The 15,454-nt window shown below is 33.5% G+C and carries 15 protein-coding genes; 9 read left to right on the top strand and 6 right to left on the bottom strand.

Features of this window, described 5'->3' with window-relative positions:
- The first annotated feature begins 2 nt into the window (after positions 1-2).
- The 3 genes from OM075_RS10770 (at position 3) to OM075_RS10760 (ending at position 1,665) form a co-directional block, all read left to right on the top strand.
- Positions 3-611, top strand: a complete 609-nt coding sequence (locus OM075_RS10770; protein WP_301190518.1) for a hypothetical protein — start codon at positions 3-5, stop codon at positions 609-611.
- 167 nt (positions 612-778) lie between these two features.
- Positions 779-1,240 carry a hypothetical protein gene (locus tag OM075_RS10765; RefSeq protein ID WP_301190517.1) on the top strand — a complete coding sequence of 154 codons (462 nt, stop codon included), beginning with the start codon at positions 779-781 and terminating at the stop codon, positions 1,238-1,240.
- 134 nt (positions 1,241-1,374) lie between these two features.
- The gene (locus OM075_RS10760; RefSeq protein ID WP_301190516.1) at positions 1,375-1,665 is read left to right on the top strand and encodes a hypothetical protein; all 291 of its coding nucleotides are present in this window, start codon (positions 1,375-1,377) and stop codon (positions 1,663-1,665) included.
- 216 nt (positions 1,666-1,881) lie between these two features.
- Here the strand turns inward: OM075_RS10760 and OM075_RS10755 are convergent, their stop codons facing one another.
- On the bottom strand, positions 1,882-3,237 hold the full coding sequence (locus OM075_RS10755) for an IS1380 family transposase (protein ID WP_301190515.1): 1,356 nt from the start codon (positions 3,235-3,237) through the stop codon (positions 1,882-1,884).
- A gap of 430 nt (positions 3,238-3,667) precedes the next feature.
- Between OM075_RS10755 and OM075_RS10750 the strand changes: the two genes are divergently transcribed.
- The 3 genes from OM075_RS10750 to OM075_RS10740 all read left to right on the top strand — a co-directional run bounded on the left by OM075_RS10750 (position 3,668) and on the right by OM075_RS10740 (position 5,511).
- Entirely contained in the window at positions 3,668-4,246 is a 579-nt protein-coding gene (locus OM075_RS10750; RefSeq protein ID WP_301190514.1) for a hypothetical protein, read from the top strand.
- 216 nt (positions 4,247-4,462) lie between these two features.
- Entirely contained in the window at positions 4,463-5,026 is a 564-nt protein-coding gene (locus OM075_RS10745; RefSeq protein WP_301190513.1) for a hypothetical protein, read from the top strand.
- 2 nt (positions 5,027-5,028) lie between these two features.
- Positions 5,029-5,511: a ribonuclease HI gene (locus tag OM075_RS10740; protein WP_301190512.1), complete on the top strand. Its 483-nt coding sequence runs from the start codon at positions 5,029-5,031 to the stop codon at positions 5,509-5,511.
- Between the two features lie 141 nt (positions 5,512-5,652).
- On the opposite strand, the gene OM075_RS10735 is transcribed toward OM075_RS10740, so the two are convergent.
- The 5 genes from OM075_RS10735 to OM075_RS10715 all read right to left on the bottom strand — a co-directional run bounded on the left by OM075_RS10735 (position 5,653) and on the right by OM075_RS10715 (position 12,223).
- A complete protein-coding gene (locus tag OM075_RS10735; RefSeq protein WP_301190511.1) occupies positions 5,653-5,838 on the bottom strand; it encodes a YgaP family membrane protein in 186 nt (61 codons plus the stop codon).
- A 271-nt stretch (positions 5,839-6,109) separates the two neighbouring features.
- On the bottom strand, positions 6,110-6,418 hold the full coding sequence (locus tag OM075_RS10730; protein WP_301190510.1) for a hypothetical protein: 309 nt from the start codon (positions 6,416-6,418) through the stop codon (positions 6,110-6,112).
- 74 nt (positions 6,419-6,492) lie between these two features.
- Entirely contained in the window at positions 6,493-9,723 is a 3,231-nt protein-coding gene (locus tag OM075_RS10725; protein ID WP_301190509.1) for an efflux RND transporter permease subunit, read from the bottom strand.
- A 52-nt stretch (positions 9,724-9,775) separates the two neighbouring features.
- Entirely contained in the window at positions 9,776-10,849 is a 1,074-nt protein-coding gene (locus OM075_RS10720; protein ID WP_301190508.1) for an efflux RND transporter periplasmic adaptor subunit, read from the bottom strand.
- A gap of 39 nt (positions 10,850-10,888) precedes the next feature.
- On the bottom strand, positions 10,889-12,223 hold the full coding sequence (locus tag OM075_RS10715) for a TolC family protein (protein WP_301190507.1): 1,335 nt from the start codon (positions 12,221-12,223) through the stop codon (positions 10,889-10,891).
- Positions 12,224-12,555: 332 nt separating this feature from the next.
- Between OM075_RS10715 and folP the strand changes: the two genes are divergently transcribed.
- The 3 genes from folP to OM075_RS10700 all read left to right on the top strand — a co-directional run bounded on the left by folP (position 12,556) and on the right by OM075_RS10700 (position 15,452).
- The gene (folP, locus tag OM075_RS10710) at positions 12,556-13,419 is read left to right on the top strand and encodes a dihydropteroate synthase (RefSeq protein ID WP_301190506.1); all 864 of its coding nucleotides are present in this window, start codon (positions 12,556-12,558) and stop codon (positions 13,417-13,419) included.
- 7 nt (positions 13,420-13,426) lie between these two features.
- The gene (gene cdaA / locus OM075_RS10705; protein WP_301190505.1) at positions 13,427-14,200 is read left to right on the top strand and encodes a diadenylate cyclase CdaA; all 774 of its coding nucleotides are present in this window, start codon (positions 13,427-13,429) and stop codon (positions 14,198-14,200) included.
- Between the two features lie 394 nt (positions 14,201-14,594).
- Positions 14,595-15,452, top strand: a complete 858-nt coding sequence (locus OM075_RS10700; protein ID WP_301190504.1) for a TIGR01777 family oxidoreductase — start codon at positions 14,595-14,597, stop codon at positions 15,450-15,452.
- Positions 15,453-15,454: the final 2 nt, after the last annotated feature.

Here is a 15,454-nt window from a genome sequence, read left to right as displayed (position 1 = left end):
CAATGGGTAATAGTGGATCAGGAAATGGAAATGGTGGCCCGAGGAATGGAGGGGATGATTCTGATCATAAACCTTTTGATTTACCCGATATTATTAATGATCTAAATGATTATTTATGTGCATCCAGTGTTTTGGAACAATTTACTAATTTTAATTTTACAATATCTAATATACTGAGAGATGTATTTGATTTTGATATATCAATGAATATTACTTTTGAAGTTGATGAAAAACTATCAGGAACATCAACGGATGCCACTGCAAGTCAGAATTCAGATATTGACTTTATAATTAGAATGAACCCAGATGTCTTAAATAATGCAACACAGGAATATATTGCAGTTACATTTGCACATGAAGTAATTCATAGTTTAATAAGTTATTATTGGCAAAATAATCCAGATCTTGCAAAAAAGTATTTCCCTATTTTTGTTGATTACAGAAATTCTAATACAGGATTTCTTGAGCCTCCTACAAAAAATATGAGAGATTACGAATTAAATAAACAACATCACGAAACTATGGCAAATAAATATATTAATGCTATGAAGGAAGTGGTGTTAAAGCTAAACTCAAGTTTTCCTGAGAAGAATGCAATTTATCTTGCTTGAGGTGGCTTGCAGGGCACTTGGGTATATGAGTTGAAAAAGATGGCAAGCTTAAATGATTCAAATGGTAATAACATTTGGGAAGGGAAAGTATCGAGTGCAAATCAACAAGAGAGAAATTCATCAGCCACATCGAAAGGAACGAAATGTATAAATTAAAAATGTTTATTATGAGTAAATTAATAATAGTTATCTTTTTCTTTTGTATATATAATGTTGTTCAAGCACAGAGCTGTAAGAATTCATTATCAGATACGATATTTATCGTAAGACCTCAAGCGTATGAGTATGATGTTGAAATAGATAGTATTTATAAAGAAAATTTAAAAGAAAGGTGTATAACAAAGATTGATAAAGATTTTACTTTATTTTATTATAGTCACCCGATTACAGGAAATATATTTGCCCTAATAGATAATGGATTATGTGTTGAAACTAACTTTATCGTTTATGAAAAATACTTTAAAGAAAGAAAATTGAGAGAACTTAAAGACATAGAATATATGCTTTTAAAAGATGAGTTTGTGGTTTCCTTATGGAAAAAGCAAATTGTATTATTTACAATTAATGAAGTCGATATAAACAAGGATTCAATACCAGTTTATAGTACAAATTTCATAGGCAATCTTTAGTTTAATATAACAGTAAGCCAATTTTTATTTTTTTTCAAATTGTATGAGTGTATTTATACTTAAATATTGAATAATGGAATGAACTGGCTACAACATACGCTCATGAAGCACTTCATGCATTAGCCGACTATTTCATGAATGAAAATATAGATGATACTGACGAATTATTTTCTCTTTTTCTTAAAGATCCAAGAAGAATTAAGAATGATGAACAACACGAAACAATGGCTAATGCCTATATTGAAGCAATGACTGATGTTATTTCAAATATTAATCCAGACTACTCAAGAGATAAAGCCATTCTTTTAGCATGGGGTTGCTTAGAAAAAACATGGGCCTTCGAATTAAAAAAGATGGCAAGCCTTACAGAAGCTTATGGCAATAACTTATGGTTTAATAAATTCTCTAGCCTGAACTATTCATAAATTAAAAAAATAGATTATTGGGTACAATGGATATGAGAATTATGTTTAATATTTCGATTTTACACCAAAATTTGTGGATGAACTAATCGCACTGTACTGTTTTAACACTCCATTTTGCTAAGAAATCATAAGAAAATTAATTTAAGAGCGTACCCTTCTCATACAACCTCTGTCGTTCTAAAAAATATATGTAATTTGAATTCTGCTAATTGTTATCTATGTCCTGAGCAAAGAAAACATTTCAAAGCAATTAGACTGTATTTGTTTAGAAGGACAGGATTTAGGTAATTCAATTTTTACTTTTGTTTTTAATTCCTTTACCCATGCTGCCGTTTTAATTATTTTGTTTTGTATGGTTTTAAATGTAGAGTTTTCGAACTGTGTATTTTTCAGCACTTCCTTTTGAAAGGTATGCAGCAAAATATAAGCTGCAGAATGTAAGAACAAACGGAATTGATTGGCTTTAAAACTACTGCAGGAAGCCCTATCTGATTTTAAGTATAATTTATGTTCTTTTATTCTGAGTTCCATACCACATCTGGCACAATAACCTTTTTCATACAGACCTTTAGCTTTAAAATCGACCTGATTAGTTACGATGTACCGAATATTAGTTCCCAAATCCGAAACTTCAACTTTAACTACAATTTTTTGTGGTTTATGCCAGCTACCTGCCTGATAGAAAAATGAATGGTAACGTTTAACAAATTTGCCGTATTTTTTAAATTCCCGTTCTGCACTGTCAATAGTTACCTTGGCATTTTCGTGTAATTTTTTATGCCCACTTACCCCTGTTATATAACCAATTTTATACTTAGTATCACACCACTGCATAAAATCTGCTGATGTAAAATGACTATCGCCTCTGACTATTATCATGGTATCAGGCCAGTCTTTCCTAATGTGATTAATGAGTTTCTTCAATAATGAAGCTATGTTACTCTGTTTGCTTCTTCTTCTGGGTTTAAGTATTGTAGTTACTAATTTGCCCGATAACCCTTCGTATATATGCAGGGGCATATAACAATGATTTTGGTAGTATTGATTAAACAAAGTTAACTCTTGTTGTCCATAGGTATCTGTATTTGTATCATCACAATCTAATATGATTACCTCCGGTTGCTTATCGTATGATGAAATAAAGGTATCTAAAAACAACGATTCCATTCGATATAAAGATTTACTGTCAAGTGAGTTTTCCAGGCGACTCATGGTTGGTTGCGATGCCAATGGTTTTCCACTTTGTGGTAATCGTCCTGCACAGGTCTTGAAAATCATATCGTTCCGTAATTCATCACAGTCATTACAATCTTCGTATCCACTTGCTATTTGAAAAATTCGTTGCGTTAGCATCTCTTTAATTGTATGATCGATATAGCGCTGATCCCTATTGTCAGTAAGACATTGGCTCAAATTGTCTATTATATTTATCTGATTTTCTACTTCTCGTAGCAATAGCAATCCACCATCACTGCTTATTGTATCGCCACTGAAACTAAGTTCGACTTGCTTACCTGAAACCGGAAAAAGTTCATAGGTCGAAGTGTTGGATTCAAAATTATTTTTTATCATTGTATTCAAAGGGATGTTTTGTTGTGAACACCCTAAAAATACTGATACTTCAGCTATTTTTAGGGAACAAACTCCCTTTTTTTATGAATTATTCAGGCTAGTATAACAGAAGAGTTTGTAATAGGAAACCAAACTGAATCGGACATTATTATATATTTTGATCCAACTAATTACTTTTATATTGAATCAAAAAAAGAAGTATCTGTTTATAAGGACACTGGACCCAATGGAGGAGGAAGTCCTTTTTTTGCTGACAGTGTAGTAATTGTAAAAGAGGATTTATCTATTATTTTCTACGAAGACAATTACAATGAAGATAAAAATATATTTAATATCGCTGATAATTGGAGAAATGAAACTGTTTCTGACAAAAGATTCAGTACTCACTACAAGTATATATATACAATAACACAAGAAGATTTTAACTCAAATGAAGAGCAAACACAATAATATTTACATCGCTGCCATTCTTTTACTTTTGGCAGTAAAAGCTCAAGGACAGGTATATATTAATATAGGAACCAATCTTACAAATATTGAAACATCGCATATTGGAAGAGATCATAATGTTTATGGAACAGGGTATAGTTTAGGATTAAACTACAAATATGATATAAGTAATACATTTTCGATAAAAACAGGAGGCGTTTTTGTGAGTCGTAAAGATATTAGGTTGGATGCCAGGCAATACGAGGATTATTTTTTTAAAGAAGATGATTGGTTGAAAATAACTCAAAATATTGTTTGTGTTCCAATTGATCTGCGAACCCGTTTTTTTAATAAGTTCAATTTTATTTCAGGTATAGATTTAAACTATTTTTTAAAGAACTCAAATACAAAGTTTAAAAATGCGTTTGATCCGAACTTTAAAGTGGGTTTATCATACGATAAAGATAAATGGCTTATTGATATAGGATACACTCAAAGTATTAAGCCTTACGCCTCCGAAAGTATTTTCGACTTTAAAAACAAAGCTTTTTTCTTAGCTTTTAACTATAGAATTTTTTAGCTTTCAATATTATTCTCACACTTTAATAATAAAAAACGGGGTCACTCAGTGCTTCTTATATAATTGTTAACCTTTGGGCAGACTTTTATATTGGAAATAGAGTGACTTTTTTGTATTATTTACACTAGTTAAAATCGAAGTTTTAAGTTGTACCTAAAGTGTTTTTTTATTAGCATTGCGCCCTCAAATATTACAAATCAAACTTAATTAAAACTTATGAATCAAATTACACGATTGTTTTTACCAGTGTATAAATCTGCTTTTGTTGTTTTGGTAGCATTTTTAGCTCAAAATATTCAAGCCCAAAATAAGGTTAACGCAGAGTTAGCTTATCGCAGAATATTTGTATCAAGTATACAGTCAAGTAATCATTCCGATTGGCCACAAAACGATACCTATGCCAATAGTATCCGGTTTTTATTGGGGTACCATATCAACAATTATTTAAATGTTAATGCAGGTATGGGGCTCGATGGTTATTATGGTAGCTATAGTGCCAATACAATACCGATTGTTGTTAATGTAAAATATACCATAGGTGGTTTGTCCAAAGGATTGTTTTTAATGGCAGAAGGTGGTCCCCAGATTACTTTTTCAGGAGCGCAGGCGCCTGGTTATATGATGTTGGGAGCCATTGGGTATAAATTAAAATTAAGCAGGTTGTTACGATTAAATTTTATGGCTGGTTATAATTTCCAAAAATCTACAGAAGGAAATCATTGGTTTGATGATGATGCGCAACGTTCAGGAATGTTTATCGGTACAAGTATATCGTTATAATTATGCATAACCCTGTTTATCTCTTTACCGACGTTAGCGTTAATCCTAAATCAAAAATAGGTTATGGGGCTATTCTTTACACTGAAGATGTTAATCAATCCATAGAAGAACTAAAATCACAGGTTAAACTGAATCAATTTACAGATACTTCTTCAACAAAGTTGGAGTTAGAAAATTTACTTTGGGGATTAAGCCTTGTTACAGAAAAGGGATTTAGTAAAATTATAGTGCACACCGATTCGCAAAATGTGTTGAGCTTATTAAACCGAAGGAAAAGGTTAGAGGATAATAATTATCAAACCAAAGGAAATAAGCAGGTTAATCATCATCAGTTGTATAAAGCCTTTTTTGAGTTTTATGATACGTATCATATAGAGATAGTTAAAATTAAAGGCCATCAGCCCGGAAGGGATAAATCTACATTGGAAAGTATTTTTACCTTAGTTGATAGAGCATCACGACAAGCCTTGAGGAAGGGCGTGTGATAGATAAAATACTATTGAACTATGGTTTGGATTACAAATACATACAAAATTTACATGATGTATATGTATCTGTGAATCCTTAATTCATGTTTAATAAAAAAATAACCCGGAACATATATGCAATACTCCGGGTTTTCTGTATTATTTAGGTACACCTAATTTTGTTAGTATATCATTAAGTAAGCACCATTTTGTAATGGACGATTGGAGCATGTTTAGTCCAACGAATCCTGTAAAATAAAGCCAGTTAATGTTTACTGTTAAAGCCAGTAATAAACTCACTAAAATAAATGTACCGGCAACTGCTCTTACAATTCTCTCTTGCATATGATGTGTTTTTTTAATTTTAAATATTTCTAATGGTGATAAGGTAACAGGGTAACAAGGTAAAGGGTTAAAGGGAGCATTGACCAATGTAACATGAGACGAGCTATGAAAATTGTCGGATCGACAAAGTCAATGAGTTCTTGTCACATACGGGGATGACCAAATTGGTTATTGCCATATGACTGATAAAATAAATAATAATCATATGAATAATTGTTTTGAACCCTTAACCCTTAACCCTCAACCTTTTTCCTTTAACCTTAATACTTTTTTACTGAATCGATTTTTCAATGTTAAGTATATAAGCCCTGATTTTACAATTGGGCATTTCCACCTTACATTGACTTAAGCTCTCCATGATATTATCGGCCTGCTCATCGTCAATAATGGTAAAAAAAGTAACCAGATTGTAGGGGTGTTCATTATACGAAAACCAATTGCCCACACGATGTTGTTTTTTACCTGTTTTATCTACACCTTTTACTTCAAGTTCGTTATAAAAACTTACGTTTTGTTCGCTAAAAAACTGTTCCAGTTTTTCGCGATACTCTTCTACTGCTGTTGCTACAAGCATCTTCATGTTTATAGATTTTGTGAGTTAAACAAGACTCTTGAGCAGGTTGCTAATTGAGCCTGCTCAGGAGTTATTATTATTTACACTTCTTGTTCATCAGCAGATGATTCAATAGGTGTAGATTCGTTATATTTTTTTCTTTCTACCATATAATAGATTAATGGCACTATTAATAAGGTAAGGAAAGTTGAAGCAATTGTTCCTCCCATTAATGAGATGGCTAACCCCTGGAATATTGGGTCGAATAAAATTACTACAGCTCCAATTACTACAGTACCGGCTGTAAGCAGGATAGGAGTAGTACGTACAGCACCTGCTTCAATAACCGCCTCTTTTAGTGGAATACCTTCCTTGAGCCTGATGTTAACAAAGTCGATGAGTAGTATGGAGTTCCGGACCATGATACCTGCCAGGGCAATCATACCAATCATAGATGTTGCGGTAAAAAATGCATTAAGTAACCAGTGTCCAAGTACGATTCCAACTAACGAAAGAGGAATGGCAACCATCATTACAAACGGCACTTTTAAGTTTTGAAACCATCCTACAATAAGCATATAGATGATTAGTAATACTACTGCAAAGGCAGCACCCAAGTCACGGAATACTTCGTAGGTAATTTGCCATTCGCCATCCCATTTAATTCCAAAGTTGTCTTCTAAAAATGGTTGTCCGTTATAAAACTCTTCAATTTCGTATCCTTTAGGTACTTCTATTTCATCCAGCCTGTCTGAAATATCTAAAATAGCATAAACCGGACTTTCTAAAGTACCTGCAATATCAGCAGTAACATAAACTACTTCTTTTTGATTTTTACGGTAAATACTCTTTGGTTTGATGGTTTTGGTAATATCAACCAAATCACCCACAGCTACCATATTTCCATGCGAAGACATTAAATTGATCTTCTTTAAATCCTCAATACTGGTTCTTTCTTCCTGAGCCATTCTTAAGGTAATACCTACCTGACTATGCTCTTTTTCGGCATACAGATTAGATACTTTAGCACCTCGTAAATTCATGTTTAGTGCATGCACAATTTGTTGTGTACTCACACCTGCTAACATGGCTTTTTCCTTATCCACGTTAAACTTGAATTCTTCCTGGTCGTCTTCCATCATCCAGTCTATATCCACAACACTCTCTGTGGTAGCAAACAGTTTTTTAATTTGTAGTGCAATATCTTTTTGAGCCTCGTAATCTGGACCGTAAACTTCAGCAACCATAGTCGACATTACCGGAGGTCCCGGTGGAACTTCAACCACTTTAACGTTGGCATTGAATTTTTTACCGATCTTCTGTAACTCAGGACGAAGTTCTTTGGCAATATCATGACTCTGAGTATCCCTGTCGTTTTTAGAAACCAGGTTAACCTGAATATCAGCCACATTTGAACCTCTTCGCATATCGTAATGACGCACCAATCCGTTGAAGTTAATAGGAGCAGATGCACCTACGTATGTTTGGTAATTGGTTACCATTTCATGATGACGTAAATAAGCGGCCAATTCCTTTGTAACATTAGCAGTTTGCTCAAGTGTGGTACCTTCGGGCATGTCAATAACAACCTGAAATTCATTTTTATTATCGAATGGTAATATTTTTACTGTAACTACTTTTAATAAAAATAAGCTGGCAGAAGCAAACAGTAATACAGTAACACCTATAATAAAACCCCAACGTTTCATTTTATTGTCAATCATTGGACGCATGGTTTTATCATAAATCTTATAGATTAATGTTTTCTCTAGCGAGTAATCCTTATCATCATCCTTTTTATCATCATGCTTTAATAAACGATATGCCAACCAAGGTGTAATCATTAACGCAACAAACAATGAAAAGATCATGGCTATAGAAGCGCCAATAGGCATTGGACTCATGTAAGGTCCCATCATACCAGATACAAAAACCATTGGTAAAACAGCAGCAATTACTGTAAATGTGGCCAATATTGTTGGGTTACCCACCTCGTCAATAGATCTTAAAGCAGCCTGAAAAAATGGTAGTTGTTTCATTTTAAAATGGCGGTGCATATTTTCCGCAATAATAATGGAGTCATCTACCACAATACCAGTTACAAATACTAATGCAAACAGTGTAATACGGTTTAAAGTATAATCCATGAAGTAGTAGCTGAACATAGTTAAAGCAAAGGTAATAGGTACCGAAATAAATACCACTAAACCACCTCGCCATCCCATTGCAAGCATAACTACAATCGATACCGAAACAATAGCTCCCAATAAGTGCATTAATAATTCTGATACTTTTTCAGAAGCAGTTTCACCATAGTTTCTGGTAACTTCCACATGAATATCTGATGGAATTAATTCACCTTCTAAGTGCTCAATCTTATCCAGAATTTGTTCAGCCAAACGCATGGCATCAGCACCTCTTCTTTTTGCAACTGAAATAGTAACGGCTGAATATTCTCCTTTGTACTCAGACTGGTGTACATTTGCTTTTCCGTATCCAAATGATACATAACTAACCGGCAATTCCGGACCATCGCTTATGGTTGCAATCTGATGCAGATATACAGGTGATTTTCCGTGTACTCCAACAACCAGGTTTGATACATCTTCAACCGATTCAAGAAACTTACCGGTGGTAACCAAATACTCATTATTATTTTGGTTAAATGAACCCGATGAAAACTGTTGGTTAGATGCCTGTATTTGTTGAGTAATCATTAATGGATCCATGCCAAAGGCTGTCATTTTATCCCTGTCAAGCTCCACTCTGATCTCACGATTTCTACCTCCAATAATCCTGGTTTCTGAAATTTCGTTGATCTTCTCAATTTCAGAATTTAACTCTTGTGCTACTCTTTTTAATTGATAGTCAGAATAGTTTTCACTCCAAAGAGTTAAGCCTAAGGCAGGAACATCATCAATAGAGCGGGTCTTTATCAATGGCAGCGTGATTCCCTGCGGCATTTGGTCCATATTCTTCATAATCTCGTTATAAAGTTTCACCAAACTTCTCTCAACATCTTCGCCAACGTAAAATTGAACAATCAACATGGCCATTTCAGGCATTGATTGAGAATGCACGTACTCAACTCCTTTTACATTTGAAATAACCTTTTCAAGTGGTTTAACTATTCTCGATTCAACCTCCTTAGGACTGGCACCCGGATATTGCAGCATAATATCAGCAATAGGTACATCAATCTGAGGTTCTTCTTCGCGTGGTGTCAGATAGGAGCTATAAAGTCCTATGATTACAAAAGCTACCATTAATAATGGTGTTAGCTTTGAGTTTATAAATAGTCGGGCCAAAGACCCTGCAAATCCTGTTTTCATTATAAAATAGGTTTATATTAATGGATAATATAATTGATTAGAATAGGGTTACTTATTGTGCTTTTACAATTAAGCCGTCGTATAATCTTTCCTCAGATTTGATGATTAACTGATCACCTTCAGAAAGGCCAGAAAGTATTTCTGTTTGGCCATTGTATTTTTTACCCAATTGCACCCAGCGTAATAAAGCACTTCCGGATTGACTCACAGTCCATACTCCGGTTAATTGACCTCGGTTTACAATTAAGTTATCGGCAACCAGAATTTTTGATTCTTCGCCTTTTTGAAGAGAAATATTAGCAAACATTCCACTTCTGATTAATTCTTTTTGTTCATCAGTAGGTTGTAATAATACACGAGCCTCAAATTGTGCTCCTGAAAAACGACTCGATGGACTAATATGAGTGATTTTACCTTTAATAATTTCCTTTGAGTTTTTAAGCTCAACTTTTACAGCATCTTCTTGCTCAACAATATTTACTTCTGTTTCAGGAATTCGTGTAATAACTTCAAACTGATCTGGTGATTCAATTGCAATAAGCGGCATTCCTGGATTGGCCATATCACCAGAATCTGCAAAACGATCCGTAATAACACCTGAATATGGAGCTCTGATGTTAGCATAAGCTAAAGTCTCTTCAACCTGAACTTTTGCTTTTTTAGCAGAAGTCAGCTGTGCTTTAGCCATCTGGTAGTGTGTTGTAATATCATCCAGTTCCTTTTGCGTAGCACTTTTACTCTCAAAAAGCGATGAGATTCTTTTGTGATCAGCTTCTGCATTTTTATAGGCAGCTTCTGCGGCAATAATATTGGCTTCAACCTGACTCTTTTGAGCATCAATATCATTACTTCTTAGCGATACCAATAATTGTCCTTTTTGAACCTGATCTCCTTCATGAACAAGAACCTGATCAATTTGTCCCATTATCCTTGTGCTTAAAGTCGATTTCTTTAATGAGCTAACAGTACCGGAATATTGGTATGTTTTTGAAATGTTAGCCAAATCAACATTTTGCGTAGTTATTTTTGCTCCATCAGCTTTAGTTTGTTCTTCGGAACTGTTGCCACAACTTTGCATTAATAATCCTGCAGCAATAAATATGATAGCTATTTTTTGAATTTTCATGATCGTAATTATTATAAGTTTAAAATAATTTAGTTTTGATTAAAGTTTTGATTCAGAAGAAAGTAGTTCATACTTAAATACTGAAATATTGTATTGATAAATGGCGTTTAAGTATTTTAATTCGCTCTCAGCATAAGTAGCTTCTGCAGCTAATAAGTCTGAAGTACGCTCCATACCTTCTTTATATCTGTTGGTTCTTATTCTAAGCGATTCTTTAGCTTGTTCCGAAGCTGTTTCATAAGTAACAACATTACTTTCGGTAACATGAATGGTTCTTAGTGCTCCTGATAATTCCATATTGCCTTTGTCAAGGTATTGGTGATAATCGTTTTGAGAATAATTAAAATCAGCTTTGGCTTTTTTATAGTTGCCTAAATTCTGACCACCATTAAATAGTTTCCATTGTAATGAAACGCCAAACATCCAGCTATTTGCATCAAAACCACCAATGTTTTCATCGTACATATTATACATACCAAAACCATTTACACGAGGTACAAATTTCATCATTGCACTGTTTTTCATTTGTTCGTGTGCTTTCATTCCATATCTCATTGCTAAAACATCAGCTCTGTTCGAAACATCATTAATACCTTTTGCTGTAAAATCAATTTTCTCAATACGATCAGCTATTTGTATTGGGGCGTTAATATTTCTTCCGGTTAAAAAGTTAAGCATCTCCGATACAGACTGAATTTGATTTTCTGCTTCTTTCTTTTGAGCTTCAAGTTCAAGTAATCTTACTTTTACAGATAGCACATCCGCGTCTTTTAAATATCCTTGTTTCATATTGTCTTCTGCCATTTTTAAATATGCAGAAGCTGCACTGTGGGCTTTTTCAATTACTGTTAATCTGTTTTTTGCCAGTTGTAAACCAAAGTAAGTCTGCTTAACAGCAAAAAGAACATGCTCTTTAGTAAATTCACTCTTTAACTGAGTTGCTTTTAAAGCACTTGAAGCAGCACTTTTACCATTCCAGGCATCAACGTTTATTATAGGTTGCATTACTGATACCTGCGTGTTAAACATGTCGTTTGTTCCCGGATCGTTTAAGATGGTAGGATCGAAATCAGCCGGAGAAACAACCTGCCGTTGTAACTTGTACATAAACGAATAGAGCGCATCGTTAGTAGATGAGTAGGTACTGGATAATTCAATTGCAGGTAGAAAAGATGCCATTGCTTTTAAATTGTCAGCTTTAGCGCCGTCTACTTCTGCAATACTTTTTAAAATTTCCCTGTTGTTTTTCTCGGCAAGATTTAAAGCTTGTTGTAAAGAAAAAACATTTGTAGAGTCAGTTACTTCAGCATACGATTTGGCAGTAGTTATTATGCTGAGCACTGCAATTGCTAATAGTAATTTAAATTTATTCATAGTATTTATTGTATTTTCTAATTTTGTTGGGTCAAATATATATTCAAAAAACTACATATCCAAGAAAGTAGATATGTGTATATGTGGTTTAAAATTGCAGTTTCTTATTTAAGGTATTGATATTCAATATTAATGTCAATAGGTGGGTTGTAGATTATTAGCAAAAAATTAACAGATTTTAATATAAATAAGGCGATTATACGTAAGATTTTTAATGAATATATGAGGTGAAAGTGTCGTGAGGATTAAATAAAAGTGGAAATATTACTAATTATTCCATCGTCATGATTCAATTCACTATTTTTGGGCATTCATAGAATAATAAGAACGGAATGATGGAGAATTTTATAAAATCAAATCAATATATCAATTGCAACGGAAGACTGTTAGATTTAAATACGCCCAAAATAATGGGGATTTTAAATATAACTCCGGATTCATTTTTTGATGGTGGGAAATACCAGGAGGAAGATACAATATTAAAAAGGGTTCAGGATATGTTAGCCGATGGAGCTGATATTATTGATATTGGGGCTTATTCTTCGCGTCCGGGAGCAGTGCACATTTCAACAGAGGAGGAATTAAACCGGTTAGCCAAAGCTTTAAATATTATCCGTAAAGCATATCCTGAGGTTATTATATCAGTAGATACTTTTAGGGCGAAAATTGCAGAAGCGGTGGTAAAAGATTTCCAGGTAGATATCATCAATGATATTGCTGCAGGTGAAATGGATGAAAAGATGTTTGATACTATGGTTGATTTAAATGTACCATATATTATCATGCATATGAAAGGAACACCGCAGGATATGCAGAATGATCCTAACTATAATTATGATGTAGTTTATGAAATAATTGATTACTTTTCCAAAAAAGTTGAAGAATTAAAGCAACGTGGTCTTCATGATATTATATTAGATCCGGGTTTTGGATTTGGCAAAACTTTAGATCATAATTATGAACTGCTAAACAGGATGAAGGAATTGGATGTTTTTGAGTTACCTGTTTTAATTGGCTTATCCAGAAAATCAATGATTTATAATCTGCTGGATTGTACACCAAAAGAGGCTTTGAATGGTACATCACTATTAAATATGATATCTTTACAAAATGGAGCGTCTATTTTAAGAGTTCATGATGTTAAAGAGGCCCGGGAATGTGTTGCTATATATAATAAACTTCAGTCCGTAAAATAGGCTTAATATGACATTTTTAGATATAAGGTTTATTGACATCATAGATATTGCAGTGGTAGCATATTTAATGTATCGCTTGTATAAGTTAATACGTGGTACTATTGCTCAAAATATCTTTTTTGGATTGTTTGCTTTTATCGTATTGTGGCTTTTAATCAAGTCACTAAATATGGAATTATCAGCAACTATTCTTGATAATATTGTCAATGTGGGAGTAATTGCGCTGATTGTTGTATTTCAGCAAGAAATTCGTCGTTTCTTTTTGTTATTGGGGACCCGTTATAACATTGCCAACCGTTTTTCATTTGAAAAGATATTTTCGACACCATCAACAGGTGTGATGAATTTTTACAATAAGCCTATTGTTCGTGCGTGTCAAAATCTTGCCAAAACAAAAACTGGAGCTATTATTGTAATTTCCAAGAAATCAGAAATGCTGGATTATGTGCAGACCGGAGAGTTGGTAAATGCAGTGATTTCATCCAGACTACTGGAAAATATATTTTATAAGAACAGTCCGTTACATGATGGAGCTGTAATTGTGGCTCAAAACAAAATTAAAGCAGCAGGGTGTATTTTGCCGGTATCTCAGAGTTTTGATTTACCCAAAAAATTAGGGCTTCGACACAGAGCTGCCTTAGGAGTTACTGAATCAACTGATTCGTCAGCCATTGTTGTATCAGAAGAAACAGGGAAAATATCATTTTTTCATGCAGGCGAAATTAATCATGGAGTAACGCCTGAAGAGCTTGAGAAGTTGTTGGAAAAAGAAACCAATTAGCCTAAATAACATATTATGAGAGAATTTTTTATAGCCTTTTTTGTGATACTTAACTTATTTGTATGGATTATTTTTCCATGGATAATAAGTAAGCAATTAAAACTAAAAAAGAATAAAGCGTTTAAGCGAGTGATCCTGGTTATTCAAATATTATTTACGCTTCTTTCTCTATATGGCGTATATAAAGTTTTCGAAATTTTTGAATGATAAATTCTTATATTAGCTGTAATTGATATAAATATTATTAAATTCAAACTCCATTGATAGCATAGTGCATGCAGCAATCAAAAATCTTACATTCAATCTAGCTCTGACACATTATTGTATTCAACAAGAGATATGTTGAAATTTAATGCAATGATGCTTTATTTTATTAGAACCAAATAGTGTATATATGAAGATTTGTTTAACAGGAGGTACCGGATTTTTAGGTCGTAAGATATCAGATTTTTTTACAAAAAATGGTTTTGTTGTTGAGAACATAACAAGAGCTGATTTAAATGCTGATATATCTAAAATGGCTAATAAGATTGAAGGATCAGATATGATTATCAATCTGGCAGGTGCTAGTATCCTTAATAAATGGACTTCTGAATATAAAAAGGAAATATATAATAGCCGTATTAATTCTACCCGTAAATTGGTTGAAGCAATAAAAATGGTTAAGGGGAAACCTAGCATTGTGTTATCTGCATCAGCAGTTGGTATATATGATACATTTGAAGTTCATGATGAATTTTCAGATCATTATTCCGGTGACTTTTTGGCTAAAGTTTGTAAGGATTGGGAAGCCGCTATTGCGCCGGTGCATCATGAAGGAATAAGATTAGCTATAATTAGACTGGGAGTTGTTTTAGATCGTAATAATGGAGCATTGGCTAAAATGATATTACCTTTTAAATTAGGAGCTGGGGCTATTATTGGTGATGGTTTTCAACCTTTTCCTTTTATTCATATTGAAGACTTATTATCTGCTATTTGGTATATCTATAAAAATCCTAAATCAAAAGGAATATACAATATGGTTGCCCCGGAAATGGTGTCGAATCGTGAATTTTCTAAATTACTTGGAAAAAAACTAAAAAGACCTGTGTTTTTAAAAGTGGGAGTAAAGTTACTAAGTCTTCTGCAGGGCGAGGGATCAACTGTTTTATCGCAGGGACAGAAAGTAATTCCTAAAAGATTAAAAGAACTCGATTTTCCATTTCAGTTTCCTACAGCAGATGCCGCACTAACAGATTTACTTGATTAGTT

The organism is Plebeiibacterium sediminum, from assembly GCF_026013605.1.
Classification (GTDB): domain Bacteria; phylum Bacteroidota; class Bacteroidia; order Bacteroidales; family Marinilabiliaceae; genus Saccharicrinis; species Saccharicrinis sediminus.
Note: the sequence above shows the minus strand (reverse complement) of the source record. Positions and strands in the feature narration are given on the sequence as shown.

What these genes read in the sequence shown, in the direction of transcription:
- cdaA (WP_301190505.1), top strand. Translation starts at nt 13,427, where the DNA reads ATGACATTTTTAGATATAAGGTTTATTGACATCATAGATATTGCAGTG.
- OM075_RS10740 (WP_301190512.1), top strand. Translation starts at nt 5,029, where the DNA reads ATGCATAACCCTGTTTATCTCTTTACCGACGTTAGCGTTAATCCTAAA.
- OM075_RS10760 (WP_301190516.1), top strand. Translation starts at nt 1,375, where the DNA reads ATGAATGAAAATATAGATGATACTGACGAATTATTTTCTCTTTTTCTT.
- OM075_RS10755 (WP_301190515.1), bottom strand. Translation starts at nt 3,237, where the DNA reads ATGATAAAAAATAATTTTGAATCCAACACTTCGACCTATGAACTTTTT.
- OM075_RS10765 (WP_301190517.1), top strand. Translation starts at nt 779, where the DNA reads ATGAGTAAATTAATAATAGTTATCTTTTTCTTTTGTATATATAATGTT.
- OM075_RS10725 (WP_301190509.1), bottom strand. Translation starts at nt 9,723, where the DNA reads ATGAAAACAGGATTTGCAGGGTCTTTGGCCCGACTATTTATAAACTCA.
- OM075_RS10715 (WP_301190507.1), bottom strand. Translation starts at nt 12,223, where the DNA reads ATGAATAAATTTAAATTACTATTAGCAATTGCAGTGCTCAGCATAATA.
- OM075_RS10735 (WP_301190511.1), bottom strand. Translation starts at nt 5,838, where the DNA reads ATGCAAGAGAGAATTGTAAGAGCAGTTGCCGGTACATTTATTTTAGTG.
- OM075_RS10745 (WP_301190513.1), top strand. Translation starts at nt 4,463, where the DNA reads ATGAATCAAATTACACGATTGTTTTTACCAGTGTATAAATCTGCTTTT.
- folP (WP_301190506.1), top strand. Translation starts at nt 12,556, where the DNA reads ATGATGGAGAATTTTATAAAATCAAATCAATATATCAATTGCAACGGA.
- OM075_RS10770 (WP_301190518.1), top strand. Translation starts at nt 3, where the DNA reads ATGGGTAATAGTGGATCAGGAAATGGAAATGGTGGCCCGAGGAATGGA.
- OM075_RS10700 (WP_301190504.1), top strand. Translation starts at nt 14,595, where the DNA reads ATGAAGATTTGTTTAACAGGAGGTACCGGATTTTTAGGTCGTAAGATA.
- OM075_RS10720 (WP_301190508.1), bottom strand. Translation starts at nt 10,849, where the DNA reads ATGAAAATTCAAAAAATAGCTATCATATTTATTGCTGCAGGATTATTA.
- OM075_RS10730 (WP_301190510.1), bottom strand. Translation starts at nt 6,418, where the DNA reads ATGAAGATGCTTGTAGCAACAGCAGTAGAAGAGTATCGCGAAAAACTG.
- OM075_RS10750 (WP_301190514.1), top strand. Translation starts at nt 3,668, where the DNA reads ATGAAGAGCAAACACAATAATATTTACATCGCTGCCATTCTTTTACTT.